Source organism: Novosphingobium sp. MD-1 (assembly GCF_001014975.1).
Classification (GTDB): Bacteria; Pseudomonadota; Alphaproteobacteria; order Sphingomonadales; family Sphingomonadaceae; genus Novosphingobium.
Window position 1 is genome coordinate 155,522 of record NZ_BBXA01000021.1, and the last position, 23,742, is coordinate 179,263.

Sequence of the window (23,742 nt, forward strand, 5' to 3'; positions counted from 1 at the left end):
GCCGGGCTATTCGCTCGGCCGGGTATAGCGGCCGCGCCCGAAGGCTTCGGGAAGCAGCGCCTTCCCGTCGATTCGCAGGCGCAGCGTGGTGAAAGCGGGCGGGATCACCTGGCGCGCGTCGAGCGCGATGCGGATCACGCCCTGTTCGGTCGGGGGCAGGGGCAGGCTCGCGGCGCGGCCCTCGGCAAACCCGGCGGAAAGGTCCAGCCGGATCGCGCGCGACCCCGCCTTGCGCGGCAGAAAGGCCCATCCCCGGCGTGTTGCGGCCTTCGCCACGGCGCCGTCCGCGTAAGTCAGCGTGGCCGTTACCCTGCTCACGCCCATGCGCTCGCCGTTCTGCTCGGCAAAGACCGCGATGCCGATGCCGCCCTGCCAGCGATCGGGCGGCAGGGTGGTCGCATCGGCGGGTTCGGCCGGCGCGTCTGATGGTGCGCAGCCGGGCAAGCGGGTGGGGGCGGGCGTCGGATCGGCCATGGGCGGAGACGCTTCGACCGGGGCGGTAGCGGGGGCGTCATCGACAAGCGGGGCCACCACCGCCGTCACCGCCTCCGCCGCGCTGCCGCACCGTTCCTCCCACGCGGCCGTGGCATCGTCGTGCTGGCGGCCAAGCAGGCGGCTTTCCGCGTCGGCATCCCAGGCGTCCACGCCGGCGAGCGCGAACAGCGGGGCGGACCGGTCCGGCTGGCTGGCGGTCAGCACCACGGCATCGCCATCGCGAAGCCAGGTGCCCTCTGCGCTCTGATCCACCGCGCCATAGGATATGTACCACGCAAACGTGCCATCGGGCCGCAGCAGCAGCTCCGAACCTGTCTCCATGACGCCAGACAGGTAGTAGTGCCCGACAAACGCGGCATCGGCCGTGGCGGCGTGCGCGCCAGCCGCCAGCGTCGATACCGGCAGGATCAGCGCTGCGAGAAGCGCGTCAGCCTTGCGCATTCCCCTCCCCGCTCTGGCGTTCAATCTCGCGCGCGATTTCCTTGCCGCCGATATCGCGACGGCAGAAGCCGTCGGGAAAGACCACGCGATCCACTGCCGCGTAGGCCGCATCGCGCGCCGCGCGCACCGAAGGCCCCCGCGCGGTGACGTTGAGCACGCGCCCGCCATTCGCCACCAGCGCGCCATCGGGGTTCAACGCGGTGCCGGCATGGAACACGCGCGCGCCATCGGCCTCGGCTTGCGCCAGCCCGTCGATCGTACCGCCCTTCTTCGGCGTGCCCGGATAGCCCGCGGCGGCCATCACCACCGTCATCGCCACGTCGGCGGAAAAGCGCGGCGGTTCCAGCGCGGCCAGCCGGCTGTCGGCGCAGGCGGACAGCAGATCGACCAGATCGGTTTCCAGCCGCATCATCAGCACCTGGCATTCCGGATCGCCGAAGCGGCAGTTGTATTCGATCAGCTTCGGCCCCTGCTTGGTCAGCATCAGCCCGGCGTAGAGCACGCCCGAATAGGGCATGCCCTCGTCCGCCATGGCCTTGACCGTGGGCGCGATGATCTCGGTCAGCGCCTGCGCTTCCAGCGCCGGGGTCAGCACCCGCGCCGGGCTGTAAGCGCCCATGCCGCCGGTGTTGGGGCCGGTATCGCCATCGCCCACGCGCTTGTGGTCCTGCGCCGAGCCGAAGGGAACGATCGTGGCGCCGTCGGTCAGCGCGAAGAAGCTGGCCTCCTCGCCCTCCAGGAATTCCTCGATCACCACTTCGGCGCCGGCCTCGCCGAAGCCGCCGTCGAACATGTCGGCGATCGCCGCTTCGGCATCCGCCACGGATTCGGCAATGACCACGCCCTTGCCGGCGGCCAGGCCATCGGCCTTGATCACCACCGGCACGGAGAAACGGGCCAGCGCCGCCAGCGCATCCTCGCGCGATCCGGCGCGGACGTATCCCGCCGTGGGGATGTTGGCGCGCGTGCAGAGATCCTTGGTGAAGCCCTTCGATCCTTCGAGCTGCGCCGCCGCCTTGCTCGGGCCGAAGACGGAGAAGCCGGCGCCGCGCAGGCTGTCGGCCAGGCCATCGACCAGCGGCGCTTCGGGGCCGACCACGACCAGGCCGATGTCCCGCGCCTCGCAAAAGGCGATCACGGCCGCGTGATCGGTCAGGTCGAGCGCGGCCAGTTCGGCGTATTCGGCGATGCCGGGATTGCCCGGCGCCGCATAGAGCTTGCCCAGACGCGGCGATTGGGCCAGTTTCCACGCGAGCGCATGTTCGCGACCACCCCCACCCAGCAGCAGGATATTCATGGCTTTCCCTTCTTCGCCTCATGACGCCGATCCGTCCGGCGGGCTGTTAGCGAGGGAAACGCCGGGCGACAACGCCGCCGCGCTTTCGGTGTCCGAGATTTCCGCGCAATTGAAGCGCACGGTGGAGGACCGCTTCGGCTTCGTGCGCGTGCGCGGCGAGCTTTCGGGGGTGAAGCGCGCGGCATCGGGCCACCTCTATTGTGCCCTGAAGGACGAGAACGCGCGGCTCGACGGCGTGATGTGGCGCGGCAACGCGCAGCGGCTGTCGTTCCTGCCCGAAGACGGCGTGGAAGTGATCGCCACCGGCAAGCTGACGACCTATCCGGGCCGGTCGAACTACCAGATCGTGATCGACCGGATGGAGATTGCCGGCGAAGGCGCGTTGCTGGCGCTGCTGGCGAAGCTCAAGGCGCGGCTGGAAGCGGAAGGGCTGTTCGATCCGCGCCGCAAGCGGCCCCTGCCCTATCTGCCGCGTGTGATCGGCGTGGTGACCTCGCCCACCGGCGCGGTGATCCGCGACATCCTCCACCGCCTGCGCGATCGTTTCCCCAGCCGCGTCGTGGTCTGGCCGGTGCTGGTGCAGGGGCAGGGCGCGGCGCAGCAGGTCGCGGCGGCGGTGCGCGGCTTTTCGGCGCTGGAGCCGGGCGGGCCGGTGCCGCGCCCCGATCTGGTGATCGTCGCGCGCGGGGGCGGCTCGATCGAGGATCTGTGGAGCTTCAACGAGGAAGAGGTGGTGCGCGCCATCGCCGGCTCGACCATCCCCGTCATCAGCGCGGTGGGGCACGAGACGGATACCACGCTGGCCGATTTTGCGGCCGACCTGCGCGCGCCCACGCCCACCGCCGCCGCCGAGCTGGCGGTGCCGGTGCATGGCGAGCTGGCCGCGCTCATCGCCGATCTCGACGCGCGGCGGCGGCGCGCCACGGTGCGCCTGCTCGCCCATGCGCGCGAACGGCTGGAACAGCGCGGCGGGCGCCTGCCGCCGCCGCAGGGGCTGTTGCAGGGGCAGGCGCAGCGGCTCGACGATCTGGGCGAGCGCCTGCGCCGCGCGCTGGGGCACCGCACCGAACTGGCGGGGGCCGCGCTTGCCCGTCACGCCGGGGCCTTGCGCCCCGCGTTGCTCACCCGCCGGCTCGATCGCGAGCGCGAACGGCTGGCCGTGCTCCGCTTCGCGCCGGAACGCCTGCTGCATCGGATCGAGGTGGCGAGCGGCCGCGTCGACGCGCTGGAGCGGCTGCGGCTCCAGCTGGACCCGAAAGCGCCGCTGCGCCGTGGCTATGTGCTGGTGACGGACGCGGCCGGCCACCTCGTCAAGACGCGCGCGGCGGCGGCGGGCGAGCCCGTGCTGCGCTTGCAATTCGTGGACGGCGTGCTGGATGTGGCGACGGGCGACGGGCCTGCCGCTCCGCCGTCTCCGGCGCCGCAGTCCCCTCCCGCCGGACGGGCTGCCGCACGGGCGCGCCCGGCCACCGACACGGGCAACCAGCCCAAATTGCTTTGACGGCGGCATGGGGGTAGGATCATGGCCATGCTGATGTCACCTTCCGGACGCGCCGCGCGCCTGCACTTCCTGCCCAACGGTTTCCGCCAGCTTTCGGCTGGCGATCATGTGGTCTGCGCCGTCAGCGGCGAACAGATCCCGCTCGACGTGCTGCGCTACTGGAGCGTCGAGCGCCAGGAAGCCTATGCCACGCCCGAAATCGCCACGCGCCGCTTGCTGGGCGAGGGCTGAGACGGCGCATCCAATGCGGCGTTTGCGGGTAATGGCGCGGGCAATCGCGCGGCTGCGCGCGCTGGCTGGCGTGGGTACGCTTGGTGCGCTTGCGGTCTGCGGGGGTGCCGACGCGCAGGATCGCGCATCCCTCCTCCCCGCGACTTCCGCCGTTCCTCCTCCGGCTTCGGTCGGACCGGCCAGGTCCGCCGCGAACAGTCTCATGCTCAACGGCTTCACGCTGGCCGGCGAACTGACGCAGGGCGGCTGGCTGCGGGGCAGCGTTCCACGTGGAACGCGCGCGCTCACGCTGGACGGGCAGCCGCTGGCCTTCTCGCCGGACGGCCGCTTTCTGGCGGCGTTCGATCGCGATGCCGGCGCATCCGCTGTTCTTTCGGCGACGCTGGCGGATGGCCGGCAGGTTTCCGCGCCTCTGGCAATCGCGCCGCGCGCCTGGCAGATCGAGCATGTCGCGGTGGGCAAGCGGCCCGGCGCCGCGCCCAGCGCCGAGTTCGAGCGTCGTCGGCCGCTGGAGCTGGCGCAGATCAACACCGCGCGCGCGATGGACACGGGCGCGCAAGGGTGGACGCAGGATTTCATCTGGCCGGTGCGCGGGCGGATTTCCGGGCGGTTCGGCTCGCAGCGCATCTATCGCGGAGAACCGGGCGCCTACCATTCCGGATTGGACATCGCGCCGGGCGGCGGCGTGCCCTTTGTCGCCCCGGCCGATGGCGTGGTGATTCTCGCGGCGCAGGCGCCGTTCACGCTGGAAGGCAACCTGCTGATGATCGATCACGGCATGGGCCTCAACAGCGCCTTCCTCCACAGCGCCCGTCTGCTGGTGAAACAGGGCGACGTGGTGCGTCAGGGACAGGTGCTAGGCCTCGTCGGCATGACCGGCCGCGCCACGGGGCCGCACCTTCACTGGAGCATCAAGTGGAAGGACCGCCGGCTCGATCCGCTGCTGTTCGTGGCGGGGGGCGGCGCGCGCTGATCCTCGGGGACTACTGGACCCGGCGCATCCGGATACCCGGCTGGCCATTCACGCTGACAAAGAAGCTGCCGAGCGCACCTTTCAGAATGTAGGCTTTCTGACCGGCACGGGGGGAAATGGCGAAGTTGCGGGTGTCGGTCTGTTCCCAGGCCCCGCCTTCGACGAAGGCGATTCTGAGAACGCCACCGCGCCCATAGCTGACCGAAGAGACTTCCGTATCGATGCGCTTGAGTTCGTCTTCAGGCGAATCAGCGCTGCCACCAAGTCCGAACAACCGCCCCACCGGCGCCGTGAAACCGAAAAGGCCTCGCTTGGCCTCCTGGATCGCGTTCTTGTCGGCGACCACGATTTCCTTGGTCTGTTCCGCCTGCTGCAGAATCGCGACCTGCCGGTCAAAGCAGGCGAGCCTGTTCGCGCTGTCCTCTATCGTGCGGCAGTCCATCAATTGCTGGAAAGCTGCCGGTTTCGCACTTTCGGAGGGCTTTCCGTCGCGGGCCGTGACGGGCGAAATCGGACAAGCGAAAAGCGCGACCGTGGCCGCTGCCAGGGCGAGCCTTGATGAAAGCGGCATGGATTGCAAACCCCGATCCGTGGAGCGCCCACCGTGAAGCGCACGGCTGCGTTGTGCAATCATATTATCATAAGATACTGATATATAACAATATATGCTGTGAGGGGGTGTTGCAGAATGGTTACATCGGGTACAGATTTGAAACACTGAACGGCCACTTGGCTTTACTTCGCCATGCCTGTTGCGCCACGCATGCACCATCTGGCCGTGAATTTGGGCGATCACTGTGGGGATACGCTCGGGGTACCGGCTTTGAAACGCGACGGACGTGATCGACGTTCCGTCAACCTTGTTTAAGGGGCTGAACCGAATGAAAACATTTTCGATGCTGAAGGCCGGCGTTGCGCCGACCGCCTTGAGCCTTGCGCTTGTGGCCGCGCCGGCGCTGGCGCAGGACGTCGCAGCTGGCACTCCGCAAGCCGGAGCGGATGATACGGCGGCTGCCCAGCCGATCGTCGTCACCGGTTCGCGCATTGCTTCGCCCAACCTCACCTCCGTCGCGCCGATCACGGCGGTTTCGCAGGATGAATTCAAGGCGCTCGGCACGACCAAGACCGAAGACCTGCTGAACTCGCTGCCGCAGGTGTTCGCTTCGCAGTCGTCGACTCTCTCGAACGGCGCCACCGGCACCGCCACGGTCGACCTTCGCGGCCTCGGGCCGTCGCGCACCCTGGTGCTGGTGAACGGCCGCCGCCTCATGCCGGGCGATCCGAACGCGCGCAGCTCGGCCGCCGACCTTAACAACATTCCGTCGTCGCTGGTGAAGCGCGTCGACGTGCTGACCGGCGGTGCTTCGTCCACCTACGGTGCCGATGCTGTTTCGGGCGTCGTCAACTTCATCATCGATACGGATTTCGAAGGCTTCCGCGTCGACACGAACTACGGCCTCTACCAGCACAGCAACGGCAACCAGCTGATCTCGCCGCTGCTGGGCGCCCGCAACTTCCCTGATCCCAAGGGCAATGCGGCCGATGGCCAGCAATTCGACGCGACGGTTTCCTTCGGCACCAAGTTCGGTGACGATCAGGGCCACATGACGGCCTACTTCGGCTACCGCAAGGTCAACCCCGTTCTCCAGGCCAACCGCGACTACAGCGCGTGCACCATTCAGAACACCGGTGCGCGCCTGACCAACCCGACGCGTCTGAATCCAGCTGCGCCCCTGCAGTGCGGCGGTTCGGCAACCTCGAACAACGCGATTCTTTTCGCCGACACGGGCAGCGGCCTGACCTCGACCCTGGCGTCGCTGGGCAACGGCACGGTCACGCCGGGCGCTGCCAACCGGTACAACTTCGCGCCGCTGAACTACTTCCAGCGCCCTGACGAGCGTTACACGGCCGGCGTCTTCGCCGACTACGAAATCAACCAGTCGATTCATCCGTACATGGAATTCATGTTCATGAACGACCGCACCGTGGCGCAGATCGCGCCGTCGGGCGATTTCGGCAACACCCTGACGATCAACTGCGACAACCCGCTGATGAGCGCGCAGCAGCGTTCTGTCATCTGCGCGCAGGACAACCTGATCGTTGGCAACGTCGGCACCTATCCGCTGACCGCGACCAGCTATCAGTCGGTGTACGGCACCACGCCTCCCGGAGCGGTCAACTATATCGATCCGACCACGGGCGCGACCTACAACAAGGGATTCTTCCAGCTTCTGCGTCGTAACGTCGAAGGCGGTCCGCGCATCAACGACCTGACCCACACGTCGTTCCGTGGCGTCATCGGCACCAAGGGTGATCTTGGCGAAGCGTGGTCCTATGACGTGTACTACCAGTACGGTCGCACCAACTATACGCAGGTCTACAGCAACGAGTTCTCGACCTCGCGTCTCGTCAGCGCACTTGACGCGGTTGCCGGGCCTGGCGGTACGGCGGTCTGCCGTGCGGCGCAGACTGGCGCCGATCCGAACTGCGTCCCCTACAACGTGTTCTCGGGCACGCCGTCGGCCGCGTCGATCAACTACGTCAGCTCCACCGGCTTCCAGTCGGGCTACACGTCCGAACAGGTTGCCAGCGGCTATATCTCGGGCGATCTTGGCAAGTACAACATCAAGGCGCCGTGGGCTTCGCAGGGTGTGAGCATCGTTCTCGGTGCCGAATACCGCAAGGAATCGTTGGATCTGAAGACCGACAACGCCTTCAGCACCGGCGATCTCACCGGTCAGGGCGCGCCGACGCTGCCGGTTTCGGGTTCCTACAAGGTGTCCGAGTTCTTCACCGAAGCGGAAGTTCCGCTGGTTCAGGACAGCTTCTTCTACAACTTGAGCCTGAGCGCCGGTTACCGTTATTCGCACTACTCGGTGTCGAACGGGAACAAGTACAACACCAACACCTACAAGTTTGGTGTCGACTTCGCACCGATTTCGGACATTCGCTTCCGTGGCGCCTACAACCGCGCGGTTCGCGCTCCGAACATCCAGGAGCTGTTCGGTCCGCAGATCGTGGCGCTTGACGGCGTGACCGATCCTTGCGCGGGCAAGGTGCTGACCGCTGCCGACGTGGGTTGCCTTCTGCAGGGCCTGCGCGTTGGCCAGCGCGTCACCGCCAACCCGGCGGCGCAGTACAACGGCTTCATCGGCGGCAACCCGAACCTGCGTCCGGAAATCGCCACCACGAAGACGGCCGGTGTGGTCATTCAGCCGCACTGGGTGCGCAACCTTTCGCTGAGCGTCGATTACTATGACATCAAGGTGAAGGACGCGATCCAGGGCTTCGGTTCGGACGCCATCCTGGCTTCGTGCGTCAACGACGTGAACGCGTTTGCTTGCGGCCTTATCCACCGCAACGCCGCGGGTTCGCTGTGGCTGACCTCGGACGGCTTCGTCCAGAACCTGCCGACCAACATCGGTGGCGTTCAGACCAAGGGCTGGGACTTCAACTTCAACTACGCGCTTGAAGTGGGCAAGATGGGTCGCGTTTCGGCCAGCCTCGTGGGCACCGCGCTGACGAGCTACAAGGTCGATAACGGGCTCACCGCGCTGTATGATTGCGCGGGCTACTATGGACCGACCTGCGGCGTGCCGCAGCCCAAGTGGCGCCACAAGGCGCGCCTCACCTGGGCGATGCCGAACGGCATCACGCTGTCGGGCCAGTGGCGCTTCTACGGCGGCGTCGACGTCGAGTACAAGAACCCGAGCGCGTCGTTGAACAGCAACTACTACAACTTCAACTCGCATATCGGTTCGCAGAGCTACTTCGATCTGTCGCTCACCGCCCGTATCGGCAACCACTACACGTGGCGCCTGGGTGCGACGAACCTGTTCGACAAGGAGCCGCCGCTGGTTACCTCGGGCTCGGGTGCGTTCGGCGCCAGCGCCTGCAGCGGTACGTACTGCAACGGCAACACCTATCCGGGCGTGTACGACTCGCTCGGACGCTACATCTACACCGGCATCACGCTGGACTTCTGATCGGTTTCCGATCCGAATGATGAGGGTGGCGGCTTCCATCGGGAAGCCGCCACCTTTTTTACGTTTATGGACAGCGTGTCCTGAAGACGGCAGGATTTGATTGATGGCAGTTTCCGCTTCGCCCCAGACATTGCAGCAGATCGCGGCGCACGCGCGGGCGGGGCGCCTCGATGCCGCGGCTACGCTGGCGGCATCCGCGTGGGTTGCCCATGCGGGAGACCCGGTTCTGGCGGGATTGGCCGGCGCCGTCGAAATGCACCGTGGCCAATATGCACGGGCGGCGGACTATCTGACCGCGGCGTTGCGCGCGCGGCCGGATGATATCGCGGCACGCGCAAACCTTGCGGAATGCCTTTTCCGTACCGGCCGGACCGCGGAAACGCTGCAGTTGTGCGATGCTCAATCCGCGCGGGCCGATCGCTCGCTGCGGCTTGCGCGTCTGGGTGGCGCGCTTGCCCAGGAAGCCGGCGATGCGCCGCGCGCGATCGAGCTGTACAGGATCGTCGTCGCCGAACAGCCCGAAGACTGGAGCACCTGGAACAACCTCGGCAATGCGCTGTCCGACGTCGGTGATCATCACGCGGCGACGGCGGCGTTGAAAAAGGCGCTGGCTCTTGCGCCGGATTCCCAGCCGATACGGGTAAACCTGGGCAATTCGTTGATGGAGGTGGGCGAGGTCAACGAGGCTGAAACCCTGTTGCGGGATGCCGCGCTGGCGGTGCCTGAGGATCCCGCGCCGCTGCTGGCGCTGCACGGCCTCTATCGGCGCGCCGGATATGACACCGCCGCGTTCGAGGCCTTGCGCGATGCCGCCGGTCGTGCGCCGCAGGATGCGGCGCTGCAAAGCGAATTCGGGCTGGAGGCCGCCCGGATCAATCGCTACGAGGATGCGGAACGCGCCTACGAAACGTCCATAGCGATCGATAACGGACACGCCCCGGCTTATGTAGGGCTTGCCTCGGTATACGAGCGCGTCAATCGCGAGGCCGATCTGGAACCGCTACGCGCGCGCGCGATCGCGGTGGGGATCGACGGTCCGCCCATCGATTTCATCGACGCGCTGCGCCTGAAGCGCGCGGGCCGCAACGACGATGCGCTGGTTGCGCTGGAGCGCGCCGGCGATGTCGTTTCCGGTGCCTGGCGCGAGCATTTGCGCGGGCTGATGCTGGACCGCCTGGGCCGTTATGACGAGGCGTTCGAGGCGTTCGAGGCAATGAACGCCTTCTGGCGCGACGATCCCAGCGATCCCACCGGCCGTGCGGCGAAATACCGCGGCGGCGTTGCCGCCAACACGGCGATCGTGACGGCGGATTGGGTCCGCACCTGGACGCCGTTCGATCCCGAGCCCGGTGATTATCCCGCGCCGATCTTCCTTGGCGGATTCCCGCGTTCCGGCACCACGCTGCTTGATACGATGCTGATGACCGACCCCACGACAGTGGTGCTGGAAGAGCAGCCCTTCATTGTGGAAATCGAGCAGGAACTGGGCGGGCTTGCCGGTATGGCGCAGGCGGACGCCGCGGTACTGGCGGCGGCGCGCGCGCGCTACTTCGAACGCGTTGCCGCGCATACCAGGCTGACGCCGGGCATGGTCATCGTCGACAAGCAGCCGCTCCATACCAATCAGGCGGCGGCGATCCACCGGCTTTTTCCCGAGGCGCGGTTCGTGCTTGCAATGCGCCACCCGTGCGATGTGCTGTTGAGCTGCTTCCTCACGAACTTCCGAACCAACAACGCGATGTCGAGCTTTCTCGATCTGCGGGATGCCGCCAGCCTCTATGACCTCACCTTCTCGCACTGGGAAAGGACGCTTGCGCTGTTCGACCTGCCTGTGCGGACGGTGGTTTACGAACGGCTGGTAGAGGATACGGCGCGCGAACTGCGTCCGCTGTTCGACTGGCTGGGCCTGGCCTGGCCGGAAGAGGGGCTCGACCACCGCGAGGCCGCGCGCGCGCGGGGCATGGTGTCGACCGCCAGTTATGCGCAAGTGGTCGAACCGGTGTACCAGCGCTCAGCGGGGCGCTGGAAGCGTTACGAGCGGCATCTGGCTCCGATCTTCGATACGATCCGGCCGTGGGTCGACCGGTTCGGCTATTCGCTGGACGACGGGCGCGTTCCCGAATGGCCGGCCTCGGCGGAGACGGCATCCGCATGATGCCTGCTGCGCCGGACCCCGGGCTTCTGGCGCAAGCCGATGCGCTTGTCCGGCAGGGCGATCTGCCTGGCGGGGCCGGCGTGCTGGAGCAAGCGTTGTCCGGTGGCGGGGGGGCACCAGCGCATTGGCTGCAACTGGCCGGTTTGCGCCGGGCCATGCGTCAGCCGCGCCGTGCGCTGGACGCCGTCCAGCAGGCGCTGGCGCTCGCGCCCCTGGATTTCTTGGCGCTGGTCCTGCGCGCCAGCCTGCTGGAGCAAATGGGCGATGACCACTGCGGGCAGGCCTGGGACGAAGCCTTGGCCCAGCGCCCCTCCGGCGATCTGGGAGCGACTCTGACGCCGGTCGTCACGGCCGGGGAAAAGGTCCGCGACGCATGGCTGAGGCAGCGCGAAGACATGATGCGCAACGCCATCCGGGCGCAAGAGACCGCCGCCGACGGCGATACCCTTTGGCGGATGAACCGGTTTCGCGACAACATCCTGCACAAGACGAAGGTGTTCCACAGCGAACCGACCCATTTCCATTATCCCGGGCTTGTGGAGCGGGAGTTTCATCCGCGCGAACATTTTCCATGGCTTTCGGATCTGGAAGCGGCAACGGACGCAATCCGCGAGGAAATGCGGGCGACGATGGCATCGGAACGGTCCGAACTGCTGCCTTACATCCAGTATCAGGACCATGAAGCGCTGGCGCAATGGCGGCCCCTGAACCGGAACAGGGACTGGACGGCTATCCATCTGTTGCGCCAGGGACAGGCTGTCGCGCAAAACGCCGTCCAATGCCCCGTGACGATGGAACTGCTGGGGCGCCTGCCGCAGCCGGACATCGCCGGCGCTTCTCCCAACGCGATGTTTTCGTTGCTGGCGCCCAACACGGCCATTCCCCCGCATGTGGGCGTGAACAATGCGCGCCTCGTCTGCCATCTGCCGCTGGTCGTGCCGGACGGTTGCTGGTTCCGCGTGGGTGCGGAAACGCGGTTCTGGCGCGAAGGCGAAGCCTTCGTCTTCGACGACACGATCGAGCATGAAGCGATGAATCCGTCGGATCGGCTGCGCGTCGTGCTGATCTTCGACGTCTGGCATCCCAGTTTGACCGAGCTGGAGCAAAGTGCTGTCAGTGCCGTGATCGCGACGGAGGTGGTCGATGCTCCGCGGCGCTCCGATCTGTGAGGGCTGAGGCGATGAGCGGCAGTTCAAGGCACGAGGCCGATGATCTTCTGGCGCTGGCATCGCGCGCGCTCGACAACCGGCAGGAGGCGCAGGTGGAGCCTGTGCTGGCAGCCTATGCGCGCGAACATCCGCGCGATGCCCGCGTTTTGCATTTTCTGGGCTTGCTGCGACGGGAACTCGATCGGCGCGAGGAGGCGCTGGAAGCGCTGCAGGCCGCCCGCCGCATCGCGCCCTCGGACGCGCGGCTGGCGCACGCGCTCGCGCATGTCTCGCTGGAAGCGGGGGTACCCGCCGTGCGCCTGTTCGAGCAGGCGATTGCGCTTGCGCCCTCCGATCCGGACCTGCGCCTGGGCCTCGCGTCGGCGCGTCTGGCGGAAGGGGACGGCGACCGGGCGCTCGACGAGCTTGGCACCTTGCTTTCGGGCAATGCCGGCTGGGTGGACGGGCACCGCCAGTTCGCCCAGCTGGCCATGCTTGTCGGCCGGGCGGATTCGGCCCTGGCCAGCATCGACCGCGCGCTGACCGTTCACCCGCGGGCGGAAGTATTGCACGTGCTTGCCATCGACCTGCTTTCCGACGCGGAACGATATGCGGAGGGGCTTGGCGCGGTCGATCGGGCGCTGGCCCGGTGTGCCGCCACACCCGCCTTGCTGTTGCGCCGGGCGGCGCTGCTGGACGATCTGGGTGACCACGGCTCCGCCGCGGCCGTATTCGACCGGCTGGGGCAGGGCACGGAACCCGATCATGCCATCTGGCGCACGCGTCATCTCTTGCGGACAGGGCAGGTTGGGCAAGCCTGCGCGGAAATCGAACCATGGCTGGACAAGGCCGGTGCGGAGGCCTTCTGGCCCTACGCGTCGCTCGCGTGGCGTCTGGCAGGCGATGCGAGGGCGGAATGGCTCGAAGGCCAGCCGGGCCTGATAACGGTGCATGACCTGCCGTGCGATGCCGCCGCGATGCATTCGCTGAAACGCGAACTGGAAATGCTGCACGCGCGGGCGGGGCGCTTCATGAACCAGTCCGTGCGCAAGGGCACCCAGACGGACGGCCCCCTGTTCGCGCGGATCGATTCCGGGATCTCGGCCTTGCGGGAAAGGGTGCGCGCCGCGGTCGCCGATCACGTGCGGGGGCTGGGGGCTTCCGATCCCCGCCATCCCGTTCTGGCGCAATCACGCGACCATGATCCCCGCTTCGCCGGCAGCTGGTCCGTCCGCTTGCGCGACGCCGGGTTCCATGAAAGCCACCATCATCCGCAAGGCTGGATCAGCGGCGTGTTCTACGTCTCGCTGCCGGAAGCCTTGCCCGAGGACGATGGCTGCCTTGTTCTCGGCGAGGCTCCCGCATCTCTGAAGCTGGGTCTTTCGCCCATCAAGGTGATAAAGCCGGTGCCGGGCCGACTTGTGCTGTTTCCGTCACAGATGTGGCATTCGACACGCCCCTTTCTCACCGGTGACCGGCTAACGGTGGCATTCGACATAAAAAGGTGACATCATCGGGGCATAGCACTTCATCGCTGCCCGTGCCGGGTACGATGGATTTTGAACGGGTGTGAAATGCTGTTTACCATCATTGCCGGGACAGTTCTGACGATGACCGCACAAGCCGCCGCGGCCACACCAGCCAACGCGGACGCGGATACGGACCCGATGGTGTGTCAGAAGGTTCCGGAACTGGGCTCGCGCATACGAGCCAAGCGTATCTGCATGCGGAAGAGCGAGTGGGAAGCCCAGCGCCGGTCCGACAAGATGCTGATCGATCGGTCGCAGACGCAACAGCGGCTGGATGGCGGCGGCTAAACCGGGCCGGCGTCTTCTTTCAAGCCACCGTCCGCGCGCCGTACTCTGATCAATCCACCACGCGCCAGAACCGCAGGTGCGAACCCGGCGCGGGATCGATCGGTTGCAGCCACGCGGGCGGCTTGCCCTTCAGCAGGCGCGCGGCGAGCCCGTCCGGGGCGGCGTCGGCGTAATACTGCGGCTCGTTGATGTCGGGACAGAGCACGACCATCGTCGCGTGGCGGCGGCGGACGATCGCGCGCGCCTGTTCGGGCGTGCCGATAAAGGCATCGATCACGTCGCGCATGGCCGCCGATCCGCGGTGGTGGCCGGTGGCGATCACGCGGTGGTGTGAATAGACCAGCAGATTGGGACCAATGTCGAGCGGCGCGAACAGGTCGGTCGGGGGCAGCCTGTCGAGCGCCCTGGCGGCCTGCGCGTATTGGCAGCGGGTGACGTGGAAGGCGGTGTCCGGCTTGTCGTGGCTGGCGGGGCTCCACGCGTTCCACAGGAACACGGGCAGCGCGGGCAGCAGCACCACGGCGGCCGCGGCGTAGCCGGCGATGCGCGCGGGAACGCCGCGTGTGCGCAAGGCCGTGATGCCATCGCGCACCAGCGCGGCGACCGGCACGGCGGCAAAGACGCAGGCGGTGCCCGAAGCGCGCGCGACCAGCAGGCCCACGCCATAGGCGCCCAGCAGCACGAGCAGGAGATCAAGCCACAGCAGCCGTTCCGGCGCGGAGGAGGCGCGGCGCCAGTACCACGCCGTCGCCAGCAGGCCGAACAGCGGGGTGAAGATCATCGTCACCGCGTTCAGCGGCGGCATGTTCCACACCGGCAGGCCTTCCTTGACCGCGCTGTACCAGTATTTACGGACGACAGGGTCCATTTCCGCGAACGCGCCGGTGCCGCATTGCGGGGCGACCAGCAGCAACAGGCCGAGCGCGCCCGCGCCGATCACCGCCAGCGCGCCGATCTGCAGCACCAGCGGGCGCGGCGCGGCCAGGCGCAGCGCGTTGGCGCCGATGGCGCCCCAGACAAACACCGCGAGATGCACCGGCGATATCGCATCGCAATGGTTGATCGGGTCGAGCAGGCCGCGCGTGCCCAGGAACAGGGCGATCGAGCCGAGCGCCAGCGCGGTGGCGGCATGGGCCAGCCAGGCGTGGCGTTCGCCGGGGTTGCGCAGGCCGCGCAGCGCGCACACGCCCAGGAACAGCGCGGCGACTGGCAACCCCTCGATCGAGATCGCCAGTTGCGCCGCCAGCGCGAGGCCGATCACCGTGCCCCCGCGCCCCGCATCGCGCGCGGTCAGGCCGTTGAAGGCCGCCAGCGCCAGCACGATCTGCCAGCCGTGGTGATCGATGCGCATCGGCATGAACTGGAACAGCACGGGGCTCGCGATCGCGCCGACCAGGCAGGCGATGCCGGCCACTTCCTGATCGAACAGCCGCACGGCGAGGCGCGCGATCAGCAGCAGCGCGCAGAGCAGCGTCAGCAACGGCACGGCGACCAGTGCGACCGTCTCTGCTCCAGCGGCGCCCACCAGCGGGCGCAGCAGCAGGATCAGGCCGGCAATCGGTATATCGACCAGCCGCGACCAGTGCATCGGCACGCCTTCGGGCGCGGCGACGCGATACTGGTGGACGTCGAACCAGTTTTGCCCGCCCAGCAGATCGCGCACTTCCAGCAGCCGCAGCGCATCGTCCGGATCGGCGAAGCGCATCGTGGCGATCGCGGTGCGCGTGGCGGTGAACAGGATGACGCACAGCACGAGCCATACAAGCACGGCGCGGACCACGGTGGGCCAGCCGAAGCCGGATATGCCGCCGGCCGTCGTCCCGCCACGGATCGCGCCCGTGGTCGGTAACAGGCCCCGGCCGGGGATGGCGGCTTTGAAACCCGGTCCGTTCACCGGAAGACGACCCGCTTGCGCAGGAGCCACGTGGTGGCGAAGCTGGCGACGATGGCGGTAACCTTGGCGACGCGCGGATCGATCCCGACCGCCGTGAACGCGCCGACGATCACCGTCGTCAGCCCCAGCCCGATCAGGGCGGAAACGACGAACATGGCCTTTTGGCGCGTGCGGGCGGGACCAGCCATCGCCACCTGGTCCGCGAAAACCTTGCGGCTGGACAGCAGCCAGTGCGCCGCGATGCCGAAGGTATAGCCGATGGCCGAAGCCGCAATGGCGGGAAGGCCGGCTTCGAGCAGGGCCAGGAAACATCCCATGTCCACCGCCAGCGCGCCGATGCTGGCCAGCAGGTAACGCACCAGCGTTGCCTGCCGCAGGCGATGGAACAGCGGAAGCACGACCTCGGTCATCGATGGCGATCCTTCAGGCGGGCGCGGCGAACAGGACGGGGCGGTCAGGACGGGGCGATCAGGCGGCGCGGCGGCCGGGCTTGCCCGAGACGGGTGCTTCCGCGGTGGCGGGGATGCGTTCCGGCACATCGCGCACCGATGCGAGCGCGGCGGCCTGATCCTCGCTGAGCGGCGCGCGGCCGGCGGGCAGCGCCTGCTGTTCGCCTTCGTCGCCCGCCTCGTGGTATTCGGCGTCCTCGTTCACGCACCAGATGTCATAGACACGGCGTTCGGCGATGATGTTTTCGACCGTGAGCATCGCGGTCATCATCGCGTGATCCTGGTTGTTGTAACGGTGCATCCCGTTGCGGCCCACAAGGTGCAGCGTGGGATAGGCCGCTTCCAGTTCGGCCCGCATCGCGGCGACATTGGCGGCATATTCGTCGTCATAGACCGGATAGGCCTTTTCCTGGCGCACGACCACGCCGCCGATGACCTGTTCGGGGCGGACAAGGCCAAGAATGGCCATTTCCTTCGTCGCCAGTGCGATCAGCGCCTCGTCCGACGCGGCCCAGAGGTCGTCGCCTTCGAAGCAGAAGTATTCGAGGCCGACGCAGGCGACCGTTTCGTCCGGCACCATCTCGGGCGACCACGAACGGAAGTTCTGGATGCGGCCGACCTTCACCTTGCTGTCGTGGATGTAGATCCAGTTGTCGGGGAACAGGTCTTCCGAACGGATCTTGAGGGCGACGGTAAGGAAATCGCGGTAGCGCAGCCGGTTCGCTTCCAGCGTGGTGGCGGGCAGCGGATGCAGGCGCGTGGCCAGTTCGCGCATCGGCGCGGAACTGATCGCATGGCAGGCGCGGATCAGCGTTTCGCCCTGCACCGTGCCATCGGCGTCGACGCGGGTGGCGGAAAGGCGCCAGCCACCCTGGCCATCGCTGGCCAGCTGCTTCATCGCGTGGCCCATCAGCACATGGCTGCCGGCGGCGATCACCTTGTCGCGCGCGGCTTCCCACATCATGCCGGGGCCGAGGCGCGGATAGCGGAACGTTTCCAGCAGGGTCTTGGTCTGCATGCCGTCATTCGGCCGCTTGTTCAGCCCCAGGCTGCGCTTGAGGCCATCAAGCACCGCGGCGCCCAGCGACAGGCCCTTGATGCGCTGGGCGGCCCAGTCGGCGCTCATCTCGTCACAGGGCATGCCCCAGACCTTCTCGGTATAGGTCTTGAAGAAGATCGAATAGAGCTTCCAGCCGAACTGGTTGGTGGTCCAGTCCTCGAAGCTTTTGACCATTTTTTTCGGGAAGGCCTTGGCCTTGGCGAAGCTGGCCATGCACAGCGTGGAGCGCACGATGCCGAGGTTCCACAGCGCCTCGAACGCACGCAGCGGATAGCTGTAGAACTTGCCCTCGTAGTAGATGCGGCTCATGCGCGGGCGCTGGATGAAATCGTCGGGCAGGATCTCGTTCCACAGGTCGACGACCTGCTTGCTTTTCGAGAAGAAGCGGTGCCCGCCAATATCGAAGCGATAGCCGTCGTGTTCGACGGTGCGGCTGATGCCGCCGACGTAGCGCGTGTCCTTTTCGATCACGGCCACGCTGTAGCCCTGCTTGGAAAGAAGATATCCGGCGGTGAGTCCGGCGGGTCCGGCACCGATGATCGCGACGTCGACATCGTATTGCTGGCTGGAACCAACCGAAGGGCACCCTGCGTTAACCATCATATTTCCCCGTCCACGCGGTTTCTCTGCCACAGGAAATGAAGGAAATTGGCTAAGGGGTGGTTAACGACCCCTCCGAAACGGGAGGGTTCACCGCGCGAATTTCTCAGCCCGCGCGGCTGGCCGAATCGCCGCTGTCCGGCGCCTGCTGCGCATCCGGGGCCGGCTGCAGCGTGGCGGAAATGCGCGCCAGTTCATCGAGCTTGAAGGTCTGCTCGAACAGCAGGCCGTAATGCGGGTGATTGCGCCAGCGGACCTTGGCGTAGATCGGCGGCAGCGCGCTTGTTTCGATCCGCACCAGCTCGTTGATGAGCAGCCACTTCTCGCTTTCGATGCGCGCGCCCTGCTGCGAGATGTTGTCGAACGAAACCGGGACCGTTTCCCCGCCCGAATAAAGCAGACCCTCAAGCGCGATGCGCAGCCGCACCTGCCGCTTGGCGTGGTTGCCCTGGTTCTCGTGGAGCAGCCGCTCGACGTCGATGGCTTCCACAAAGCGCACGCCAACGTGGTCGTCGGCGGCCCATACCACTTCGATCGGGTAGCGTTCACCACTGCCCAGTTCGACCATCAGCGATTTGTGCTCGGGCAGCGGCGTGAACAGGCGAACCTTGAGGCCGGTGGCCGAAGCGTCGCGGATGATGCACAGGAACTCGCGGCCATCGGCGATCAGCTTGGCGGCGCGGATCAGCAGCGTGAAGCGGGGGGCGGCGCGCAGTTCGGCGCCGACAGGCAGGGTCTGCATGTCCTGACGCGGAGGCGTCGGCAGATCGTGTTCCTGGGCCAAGCCCTGTCCCCTTGTACGCTATCTGTTGGTATTCGCGCCGGGCGCACAAGCGCCCTGACCGACGAGTTCAATAGCGTGCAAAGTCTTTCCGGGCGGTTACCATGACGCCGTTCGATCCCAGATTATTTCATCAGCACAATTACCTAGGCGGATGAAATATCTCGGAAATGGTGCGGACAGCGGGACTCGAACCCGCACGGGCTATGCCCAAGGGATTTTAAGTCCCCTGCGTCTACCATTCCGCCACGTCCGCCGAATGGGTGATGGAGCGATTGGCACAACGGCACCACCGCCGCAATGCAGTCCGCCGATTATGTTCGGGAGGAGCGGGTTTGCTGGAAGCCGGTCCGGCGCCGCTGGATCGCGTGCCGGACCATGCTTCATCCGGTCCGGCCGGGTCAGTCCGCGTTAAGGCGCTGGCGCATTTCCTTGCCGGGCTTGAAATAGGGCACGCGCTTGTCCGGCACGTCCACCGCTTCGCCGGTGCGCGGATTGCGGCCCTTGCGGGCTTCCCGTTCCCGCGTGGAAAAGGCGCCGAAACCGCGCAGTTCCACCCGGCCGCCTTCGGCAAGGCGCTTGGCGATCTCGTCGAAGAACACGTCGACGACCCGCTCGATTTCCTCGGCACGCAGACCGGGGCTTTCCCGCCCCAGTTCCTGCAGCAATTCAGACCTGATCATACCTACCCTCCGCCGATGCCTGACGGCATCCCCAAGAAGAAAGCGAAACCGCTTTCCCGCGTCATATCGACCCCCATCGATGACGTGGACGGGGATTTTGCCAGACAGCGCGTTGCTGCACAATCTATCGATTGTGAGGGAACCGTTGCGAAATGGTGCTATTTGACCGATTCAGGGGCGTTTTCATGCAATAAAGCGTCCGCATCCAGCCCCAACCGCCGGATTCGGCTGGCGATGTGGGGCCATTCGTCGCTCAGGAAGGCCTGCCGTTCGCGTTCGAGCAGGATTCGCGCCGCGCCCGGAGCGACGAACATGCCGATCCCGCGCTGCACATGAACGAGCCCTTCGTCCTGGAACTGCTGGTAGGCCTTGGCCACTGTCAGCGGGTTGGCGCCCTGCTCGGCGGCAAACGCGCGGACGGACGGCAGCATGGCCCCATCCGGGTAGCGGCCTTCGATAATGGCGGCGGCGATCTGGTCGCGCAACTTGAGGTAGACGGGGCGGCTGGCCATGCTCATGGTGATCTAGTGGCATAATACAGCTTGGCACGCAAACGGTATGCGGCGGGCGTTCTGTGCACTTTTCCAGCGCAATATTATGTCGCGCATCACCGGTTCGCGCGCGGCGCGTGCGGAGGCGGCCGGTTGCGCGCCGCATGATCGTGTCGAACTGGTTTCGCGTGCGATTAGTTTCTTCTCTTGCCGGCATTTGACGCTAGTTTGCGCGCCATGGACGACGCCGGCGCCGCGCCGCGGCCGGCGTCCCGACGGTTTGTGGAGAGCATTGCCCCGATGACAGTTTCACACGATGCGGCGCCGCCCGTTTCCGGTACGGCGGATGCCAGCTGGTTCGGCCATCCCCGCCAGCTCGCCCGCCTGTTCACGACCGAGGCGATGGAGCGGTTCGGCTACTACGGCATGCGCGCGCTGCTGACGCTCTATCTCGCGCAGCATTTCCTGTTCAGTGATACCACGACGACCGGCATCTATGGCGGCTTCACCGCGCTGGTCTATCTCACCCCGTTGATTGGCGGCTTGATGGCCGACCGCTTTCTCGGCTCCAAGCGCTCGGTCAAGTTTGGCGCGATCCTGATGAGCCTGGGTTATGTCGTGCTGTGCCTCTCCAGCAGCGGCGGCGCGGCGAAGCCCTTCGCGCTGATCGATGGGCAGCGCTATGAAGTAACGGTTTCCGGGACCGGCGATGCCCGCAAGCAGTATGTCAGCGATCAGGGCGCGGCGCTGCAGATCAAAGGCAACGAAGACAAGTCGATCTCGCTGTTGCGCGCCGACGGCAGCGAGGCGCGCCGCATCGCTCCCGGCAAGTTCGAACCGGGCGGCGAACGCTCCGCGCTCTTCACCTTCTTCCTGATCCTCGGTCTAGCGCTTGTCACGGTCGGCAATGGCTTCTTCAAGCCCAATATCGCCACCATCGTGGGGGAACTCTATGCGCAGGGCGACCTGCGGCGAGATGCCGGCTTCACCATCTTCTACATGGGCATCAACCTCGGCTCGCTGTTCTCGCAGATCCTGTGCCCGCTGCTGGCCGTCGGCATGGGCTCATGGGGTGGGCTGGGCTGGTGGGCGGGCTTTGCGCTTGCCGCGGCCGGCATGGGAGTCGCGTGGCTGCTGTTCCAGTTCGATGGCGGCAAGCTCGATGGCTTCGGCGAACGGCCGGCGGACGCCGACCCGTCGCGCGATGCCCTGGTCTATATCGGCGCGCTGGCGGCGGTGCCGCTGGCATATCTGCTGTTCGCCAATCTCATGGCCTATGTGAAGCCGCCCGAAAGCGCCGGCCTGCTGGGCTATATCGCCAGCCTGCCGATCATGGGCAAAATCATGTTCGGCACGTTCCTCGTCGCCGTGCCCGGCATCCTGTTCTGGTCGTGGCGCAACGGCGATGCGCGCGAGTTCCAGATGATGGTTGCGGCCATGGTGCTCATCACTTTCAACACGGTGTTCTGGACGCTGTTCGAGCAGGCGGGCTCCTCGCTCACGTTGTTTGCCGATCGCAACACTGACATGAGCGTGTTCGGCCTGTTCTCGATCACCGCCGGGCAGACGCAGTTCTTCAATGCCTTCTTCATCGTGGCGCTCGCGCCGCTGTTCTCGATGATGTGGGGCGCCCTTTCCCGGCGCGGACTGGAACCGGGCATCCCGGTCAAGTTCGGCATAGCGCTGATCGGCGTGGGCCTGGGTTTTCTGTTCCTGGTCTGGGGCGCGCAGTTTGCCGATGGCAACTTCAAGGTCGGGCTGTGGTGGCTCGCCGGGCTCTACCTGATCCATTCGATGGCGGAACTGTGCATTTCGCCAGTGGGCCTATCGATGGTCACCAAGCTTTCGATCGCGCGTATCGTGGGCATGATGATGGGAACCTGGTATCTTTCCATCGCGGTCGCACAGTATGTTGCGGGTGTTGTCGCGCAGTTCGCCAGTGTCGAGACGGTGGGCGGCGAGGTGACCAATCTCAAGGTCAGCCTTGAGACCTATGTCGGTGTGTTCCAGACCATCGGCGAAGTTTCGGCTGTCATCGGCGTGGTCCTGCTGCTGCTGGCCGTGCCGCTCAAGCGACTGATGCACGGGGTGCAATAAGGGACAGTGGGGAAAACGGTGGGGAAACGCATGATGCGGCGAATGGGAAGAACGGCGGGGCACGCCCTGGCAGGCCTGGCGCTGGCGTTGCCCTTGGCCACGAGCGCCGGGCTGGCGAAATCGAAGGACGAGAAGACCGCGCCCGCGCCCGCCTGGAATGAAAATCCCTACCCCTCCACCTATCGCGCCTATCCGGGCGAGCCGGTCGCCATCGTCGGCGCGACGGTGTTCGACGGCGCCGGCGGGCGGATCGACAACGGCACCGTGCTGGTCGCCGACGGCAAGGTCCAGGCGATCGGCGATGCCGCGCTGGCGGTGCCGGCCACCTATCGCCGGATCGATGGCACGGGCAAGTTCGTGACGCCGGGCGTGATCGACATTCACAGCCACCTGGGAGTCTATCCCAGCCCCGGGGTCGATGCCCACCAGGACGGCAACGAGATGACCAGCCCGACCACGCCGCAGGTCTGGGCCGAACACAGCGTCTGGCCGCAGGACCCCGGCTTTTCGCGCGCGCTGGCCAACGGCGGCGTCACCACGCTGCAGATCCTGCCGGGATCGGCCAACCTGATCGGCGGGCGTTCGGTCGTGCTCAAGAACGTGCCCTCGCGCACGGTGCAGGGCATGAAGTTTCCCGATGCGCCCTATGGCATGAAGATGGCCTGCGGCGAGAATCCCAAGCGGGTCTATGGCGCGAAAGGGCAAATGCCCTCGACGCGCATGGGCAACTTCGCGGTCGATCGGCAGACGTGGATCAAGGCCGCCGAATACAAGCGCAAGCGCGATGCCGGCAAGCTGGAGGAGCGCGATCTCGGCATGGAGACGCTGGCCGACGTGCTGGCCGGCAAGATCCTGGTGCAGAACCATTGCTACCGCGCGGACGAGATGGCCTTCGTGATCGATATGGCCCGGGAGTTCGGCTACAAGGTCAGCGCGTTCCACCACGCGGTGGAAGCCTACAAGATCGGCGATCTGCTGAAGCAGAACGACATCTGCGCGGCGGTCTGGGCGGACTGGTGGGGCTTCAAGATGGAAGCGTTCGACGGCATTCCCGAAAACGCCGCGCTGCTGCAGGATGCCGGCGTCTGCGTGATCATCCATTCGGACGACGATTACGGCATCCAGCGGCTGAATCAGGAAGCGGCCAAGGCGCAGGGCGATGGCCGGCGGATCGGCATCGCGATTCCCGACGAGCAGGTGGTGCGCTGGTTCACGCTCAATCCCGCCAAGGCGCTGGGCATCGACGCGAAGACCGGCAGCCTCGCCGCTGGCAAGATGGGTGACGTGGTGCTGTGGAACGGCAATCCGCTGTCGGTCTATGCCCGGCCGGAAAAGGTCTGGGTGGATGGGGCGCTGCTGTACGACGCGCTCGATCCCAAGCGCCGGCCGGTGTCCGATTTCGAACTGGGCCTGCCCGGCGAGGGAGACGTGAAATGATCGCGCGCAGGATCAGGCGCGGCGCGGTGGCGCTGCTGGCCGCGACGGTGGCCATGCCGGCACTGGCCCAGACGCAGGCCCGGATGCAGACATCGGCGGATTGGGCGATCGTCAACGCGCGGGTCGCGGTGGGCGACGGAAGCGCGCCGATCGAGAACGGCGTGGTCGTGGCGCGCGGCGGCAAGATCGTGGCGGCGGGCGCCGGC

At 66.6% G+C, this 23,742-nt stretch carries 19 protein-coding genes, 1 tRNA gene and 1 pseudogene; 11 read left to right on the forward strand and 10 right to left on the reverse strand.

The window, feature by feature from the left end:
- Window positions 1-6 precede the first annotated feature (6 nt).
- Both NMD1_RS07595 and purD read right to left on the reverse strand, forming a co-directional pair.
- Window positions 7-936, reverse strand: a complete 930-nt coding sequence (locus NMD1_RS07595; protein WP_125954275.1) for a hypothetical protein — start codon at window positions 934-936, stop codon at window positions 7-9.
- Complete coding sequence (purD, locus tag NMD1_RS07600) at window positions 923-2,233, reverse strand: phosphoribosylamine--glycine ligase (protein ID WP_125954276.1); 1,311 nt, start codon at window positions 2,231-2,233, stop codon at window positions 923-925. Before purD ends, NMD1_RS07595 begins: the two co-directional genes overlap by 14 nt.
- On the opposite strand from purD, the gene xseA reads away from it, so the two are divergent.
- From xseA to NMD1_RS07615, 3 genes are read left to right on the forward strand one after another with little or no spacing between them, the layout of a single operon-like run.
- Window positions 2,232-3,734 carry an exodeoxyribonuclease VII large subunit gene (gene xseA, locus NMD1_RS07605; protein WP_125954277.1) on the forward strand — a complete coding sequence of 501 codons (1,503 nt, stop codon included), beginning with the start codon at window positions 2,232-2,234 and terminating at the stop codon, window positions 3,732-3,734. The genes purD and xseA overlap by 2 nt on opposite strands.
- A gap of 27 nt (window positions 3,735-3,761) precedes the next feature.
- Window positions 3,762-3,965 (forward strand): DUF2093 domain-containing protein, encoded by a 204-nt coding sequence (locus tag NMD1_RS07610; protein ID WP_124810069.1) that lies wholly within the window; start codon window positions 3,762-3,764, stop codon window positions 3,963-3,965.
- 31 nt (window positions 3,966-3,996) lie between these two features.
- A complete protein-coding gene (locus NMD1_RS07615; protein ID WP_125954278.1) occupies window positions 3,997-4,938 on the forward strand; it encodes a M23 family metallopeptidase in 942 nt (313 codons plus the stop codon).
- Between the two features lie 10 nt (window positions 4,939-4,948).
- Here NMD1_RS07615 and NMD1_RS07620 read toward each other — a convergent pair whose 3' ends face one another.
- A complete protein-coding gene (locus NMD1_RS07620) occupies window positions 4,949-5,509 on the reverse strand; it encodes a hypothetical protein (protein ID WP_125954279.1) in 561 nt (186 codons plus the stop codon).
- 310 nt (window positions 5,510-5,819) lie between these two features.
- Between NMD1_RS07620 and NMD1_RS07625 the strand changes: the two genes are divergently transcribed.
- From NMD1_RS07625 to NMD1_RS07645, 5 genes are all read left to right on the forward strand, one after another.
- A complete protein-coding gene (locus NMD1_RS07625; protein WP_125954280.1) occupies window positions 5,820-8,924 on the forward strand; it encodes a TonB-dependent receptor domain-containing protein in 3,105 nt (1,034 codons plus the stop codon).
- Window positions 8,925-9,027: 103 nt separating this feature from the next.
- Window positions 9,028-11,079 (forward strand): tetratricopeptide repeat-containing sulfotransferase family protein, encoded by a 2,052-nt coding sequence (locus NMD1_RS07630; RefSeq protein WP_125954281.1) that lies wholly within the window; start codon window positions 9,028-9,030, stop codon window positions 11,077-11,079.
- Window positions 11,076-12,248, forward strand: coding sequence for an aspartyl/asparaginyl beta-hydroxylase domain-containing protein (locus tag NMD1_RS07635; RefSeq protein ID WP_158453925.1), 1,173 nt, complete (start codon window positions 11,076-11,078; stop codon window positions 12,246-12,248). The genes NMD1_RS07630 and NMD1_RS07635 overlap by 4 nt, the downstream gene beginning before the upstream one ends.
- Before the next feature lie 11 nt (window positions 12,249-12,259).
- Complete coding sequence (locus NMD1_RS07640) at window positions 12,260-13,735, forward strand: tetratricopeptide repeat protein (protein ID WP_125954283.1); 1,476 nt, start codon at window positions 12,260-12,262, stop codon at window positions 13,733-13,735.
- A gap of 66 nt (window positions 13,736-13,801) precedes the next feature.
- Window positions 13,802-14,044 carry a hypothetical protein gene (locus tag NMD1_RS07645; RefSeq protein WP_124810076.1) on the forward strand — a complete coding sequence of 81 codons (243 nt, stop codon included), beginning with the start codon at window positions 13,802-13,804 and terminating at the stop codon, window positions 14,042-14,044.
- Window positions 14,045-14,093: 49 nt separating this feature from the next.
- Here the strand turns inward: NMD1_RS07645 and NMD1_RS07650 are convergent, their stop codons facing one another.
- From NMD1_RS07650 to NMD1_RS07680, 7 genes are all read right to left on the reverse strand, one after another.
- Complete coding sequence (locus tag NMD1_RS07650; protein ID WP_233497420.1) at window positions 14,094-15,938, reverse strand: hypothetical protein; 1,845 nt, start codon at window positions 15,936-15,938, stop codon at window positions 14,094-14,096.
- Window positions 15,935-16,348, reverse strand: coding sequence for a GtrA family protein (locus tag NMD1_RS07655; RefSeq protein WP_125954284.1), 414 nt, complete (start codon window positions 16,346-16,348; stop codon window positions 15,935-15,937). The genes NMD1_RS07650 and NMD1_RS07655 overlap by 4 nt, the downstream gene beginning before the upstream one ends.
- Window positions 16,349-16,406: 58 nt before the next feature.
- Entirely contained in the window at window positions 16,407-18,050 is a 1,644-nt protein-coding gene (locus NMD1_RS07660; protein WP_375600792.1) for an NAD(P)/FAD-dependent oxidoreductase, read from the reverse strand.
- 103 nt (window positions 18,051-18,153) lie between these two features.
- Window positions 18,154-18,831 carry a PilZ domain-containing protein gene (locus NMD1_RS07665; protein ID WP_233497422.1) on the reverse strand — a complete coding sequence of 226 codons (678 nt, stop codon included), beginning with the start codon at window positions 18,829-18,831 and terminating at the stop codon, window positions 18,154-18,156.
- Window positions 18,832-18,999: 168 nt separating this feature from the next.
- Window positions 19,000-19,084, reverse strand: a tRNA-Leu gene (locus tag NMD1_RS07670).
- A 145-nt stretch (window positions 19,085-19,229) separates the two neighbouring features.
- Entirely contained in the window at window positions 19,230-19,511 is a 282-nt protein-coding gene (locus tag NMD1_RS07675) for an integration host factor subunit beta (protein WP_124810079.1), read from the reverse strand.
- Between the two features lie 158 nt (window positions 19,512-19,669).
- Window positions 19,670-20,029, reverse strand: coding sequence for a GntR family transcriptional regulator (locus tag NMD1_RS07680; protein WP_125954285.1), 360 nt, complete (start codon window positions 20,027-20,029; stop codon window positions 19,670-19,672).
- A gap of 273 nt (window positions 20,030-20,302) precedes the next feature.
- Between NMD1_RS07680 and NMD1_RS07685 the strand changes: the two genes are divergently transcribed.
- The 3 genes and pseudogenes from NMD1_RS07685 to NMD1_RS07695 all read left to right on the forward strand — a co-directional run.
- Entirely contained in the window at window positions 20,303-22,099 is a 1,797-nt protein-coding gene (locus NMD1_RS07685) for a peptide MFS transporter (protein ID WP_125954286.1), read from the forward strand.
- 42 nt (window positions 22,100-22,141) lie between these two features.
- Window positions 22,142-23,536 (forward strand): amidohydrolase, encoded by a 1,395-nt coding sequence (locus tag NMD1_RS07690; protein ID WP_125954287.1) that lies wholly within the window; start codon window positions 22,142-22,144, stop codon window positions 23,534-23,536.
- Window positions 23,533-23,742: pseudogene (locus tag NMD1_RS07695) on the forward strand (hypothetical protein); the annotation flags it as partial. The gene NMD1_RS07690 and the pseudogene NMD1_RS07695, both read left to right, overlap by 4 nt.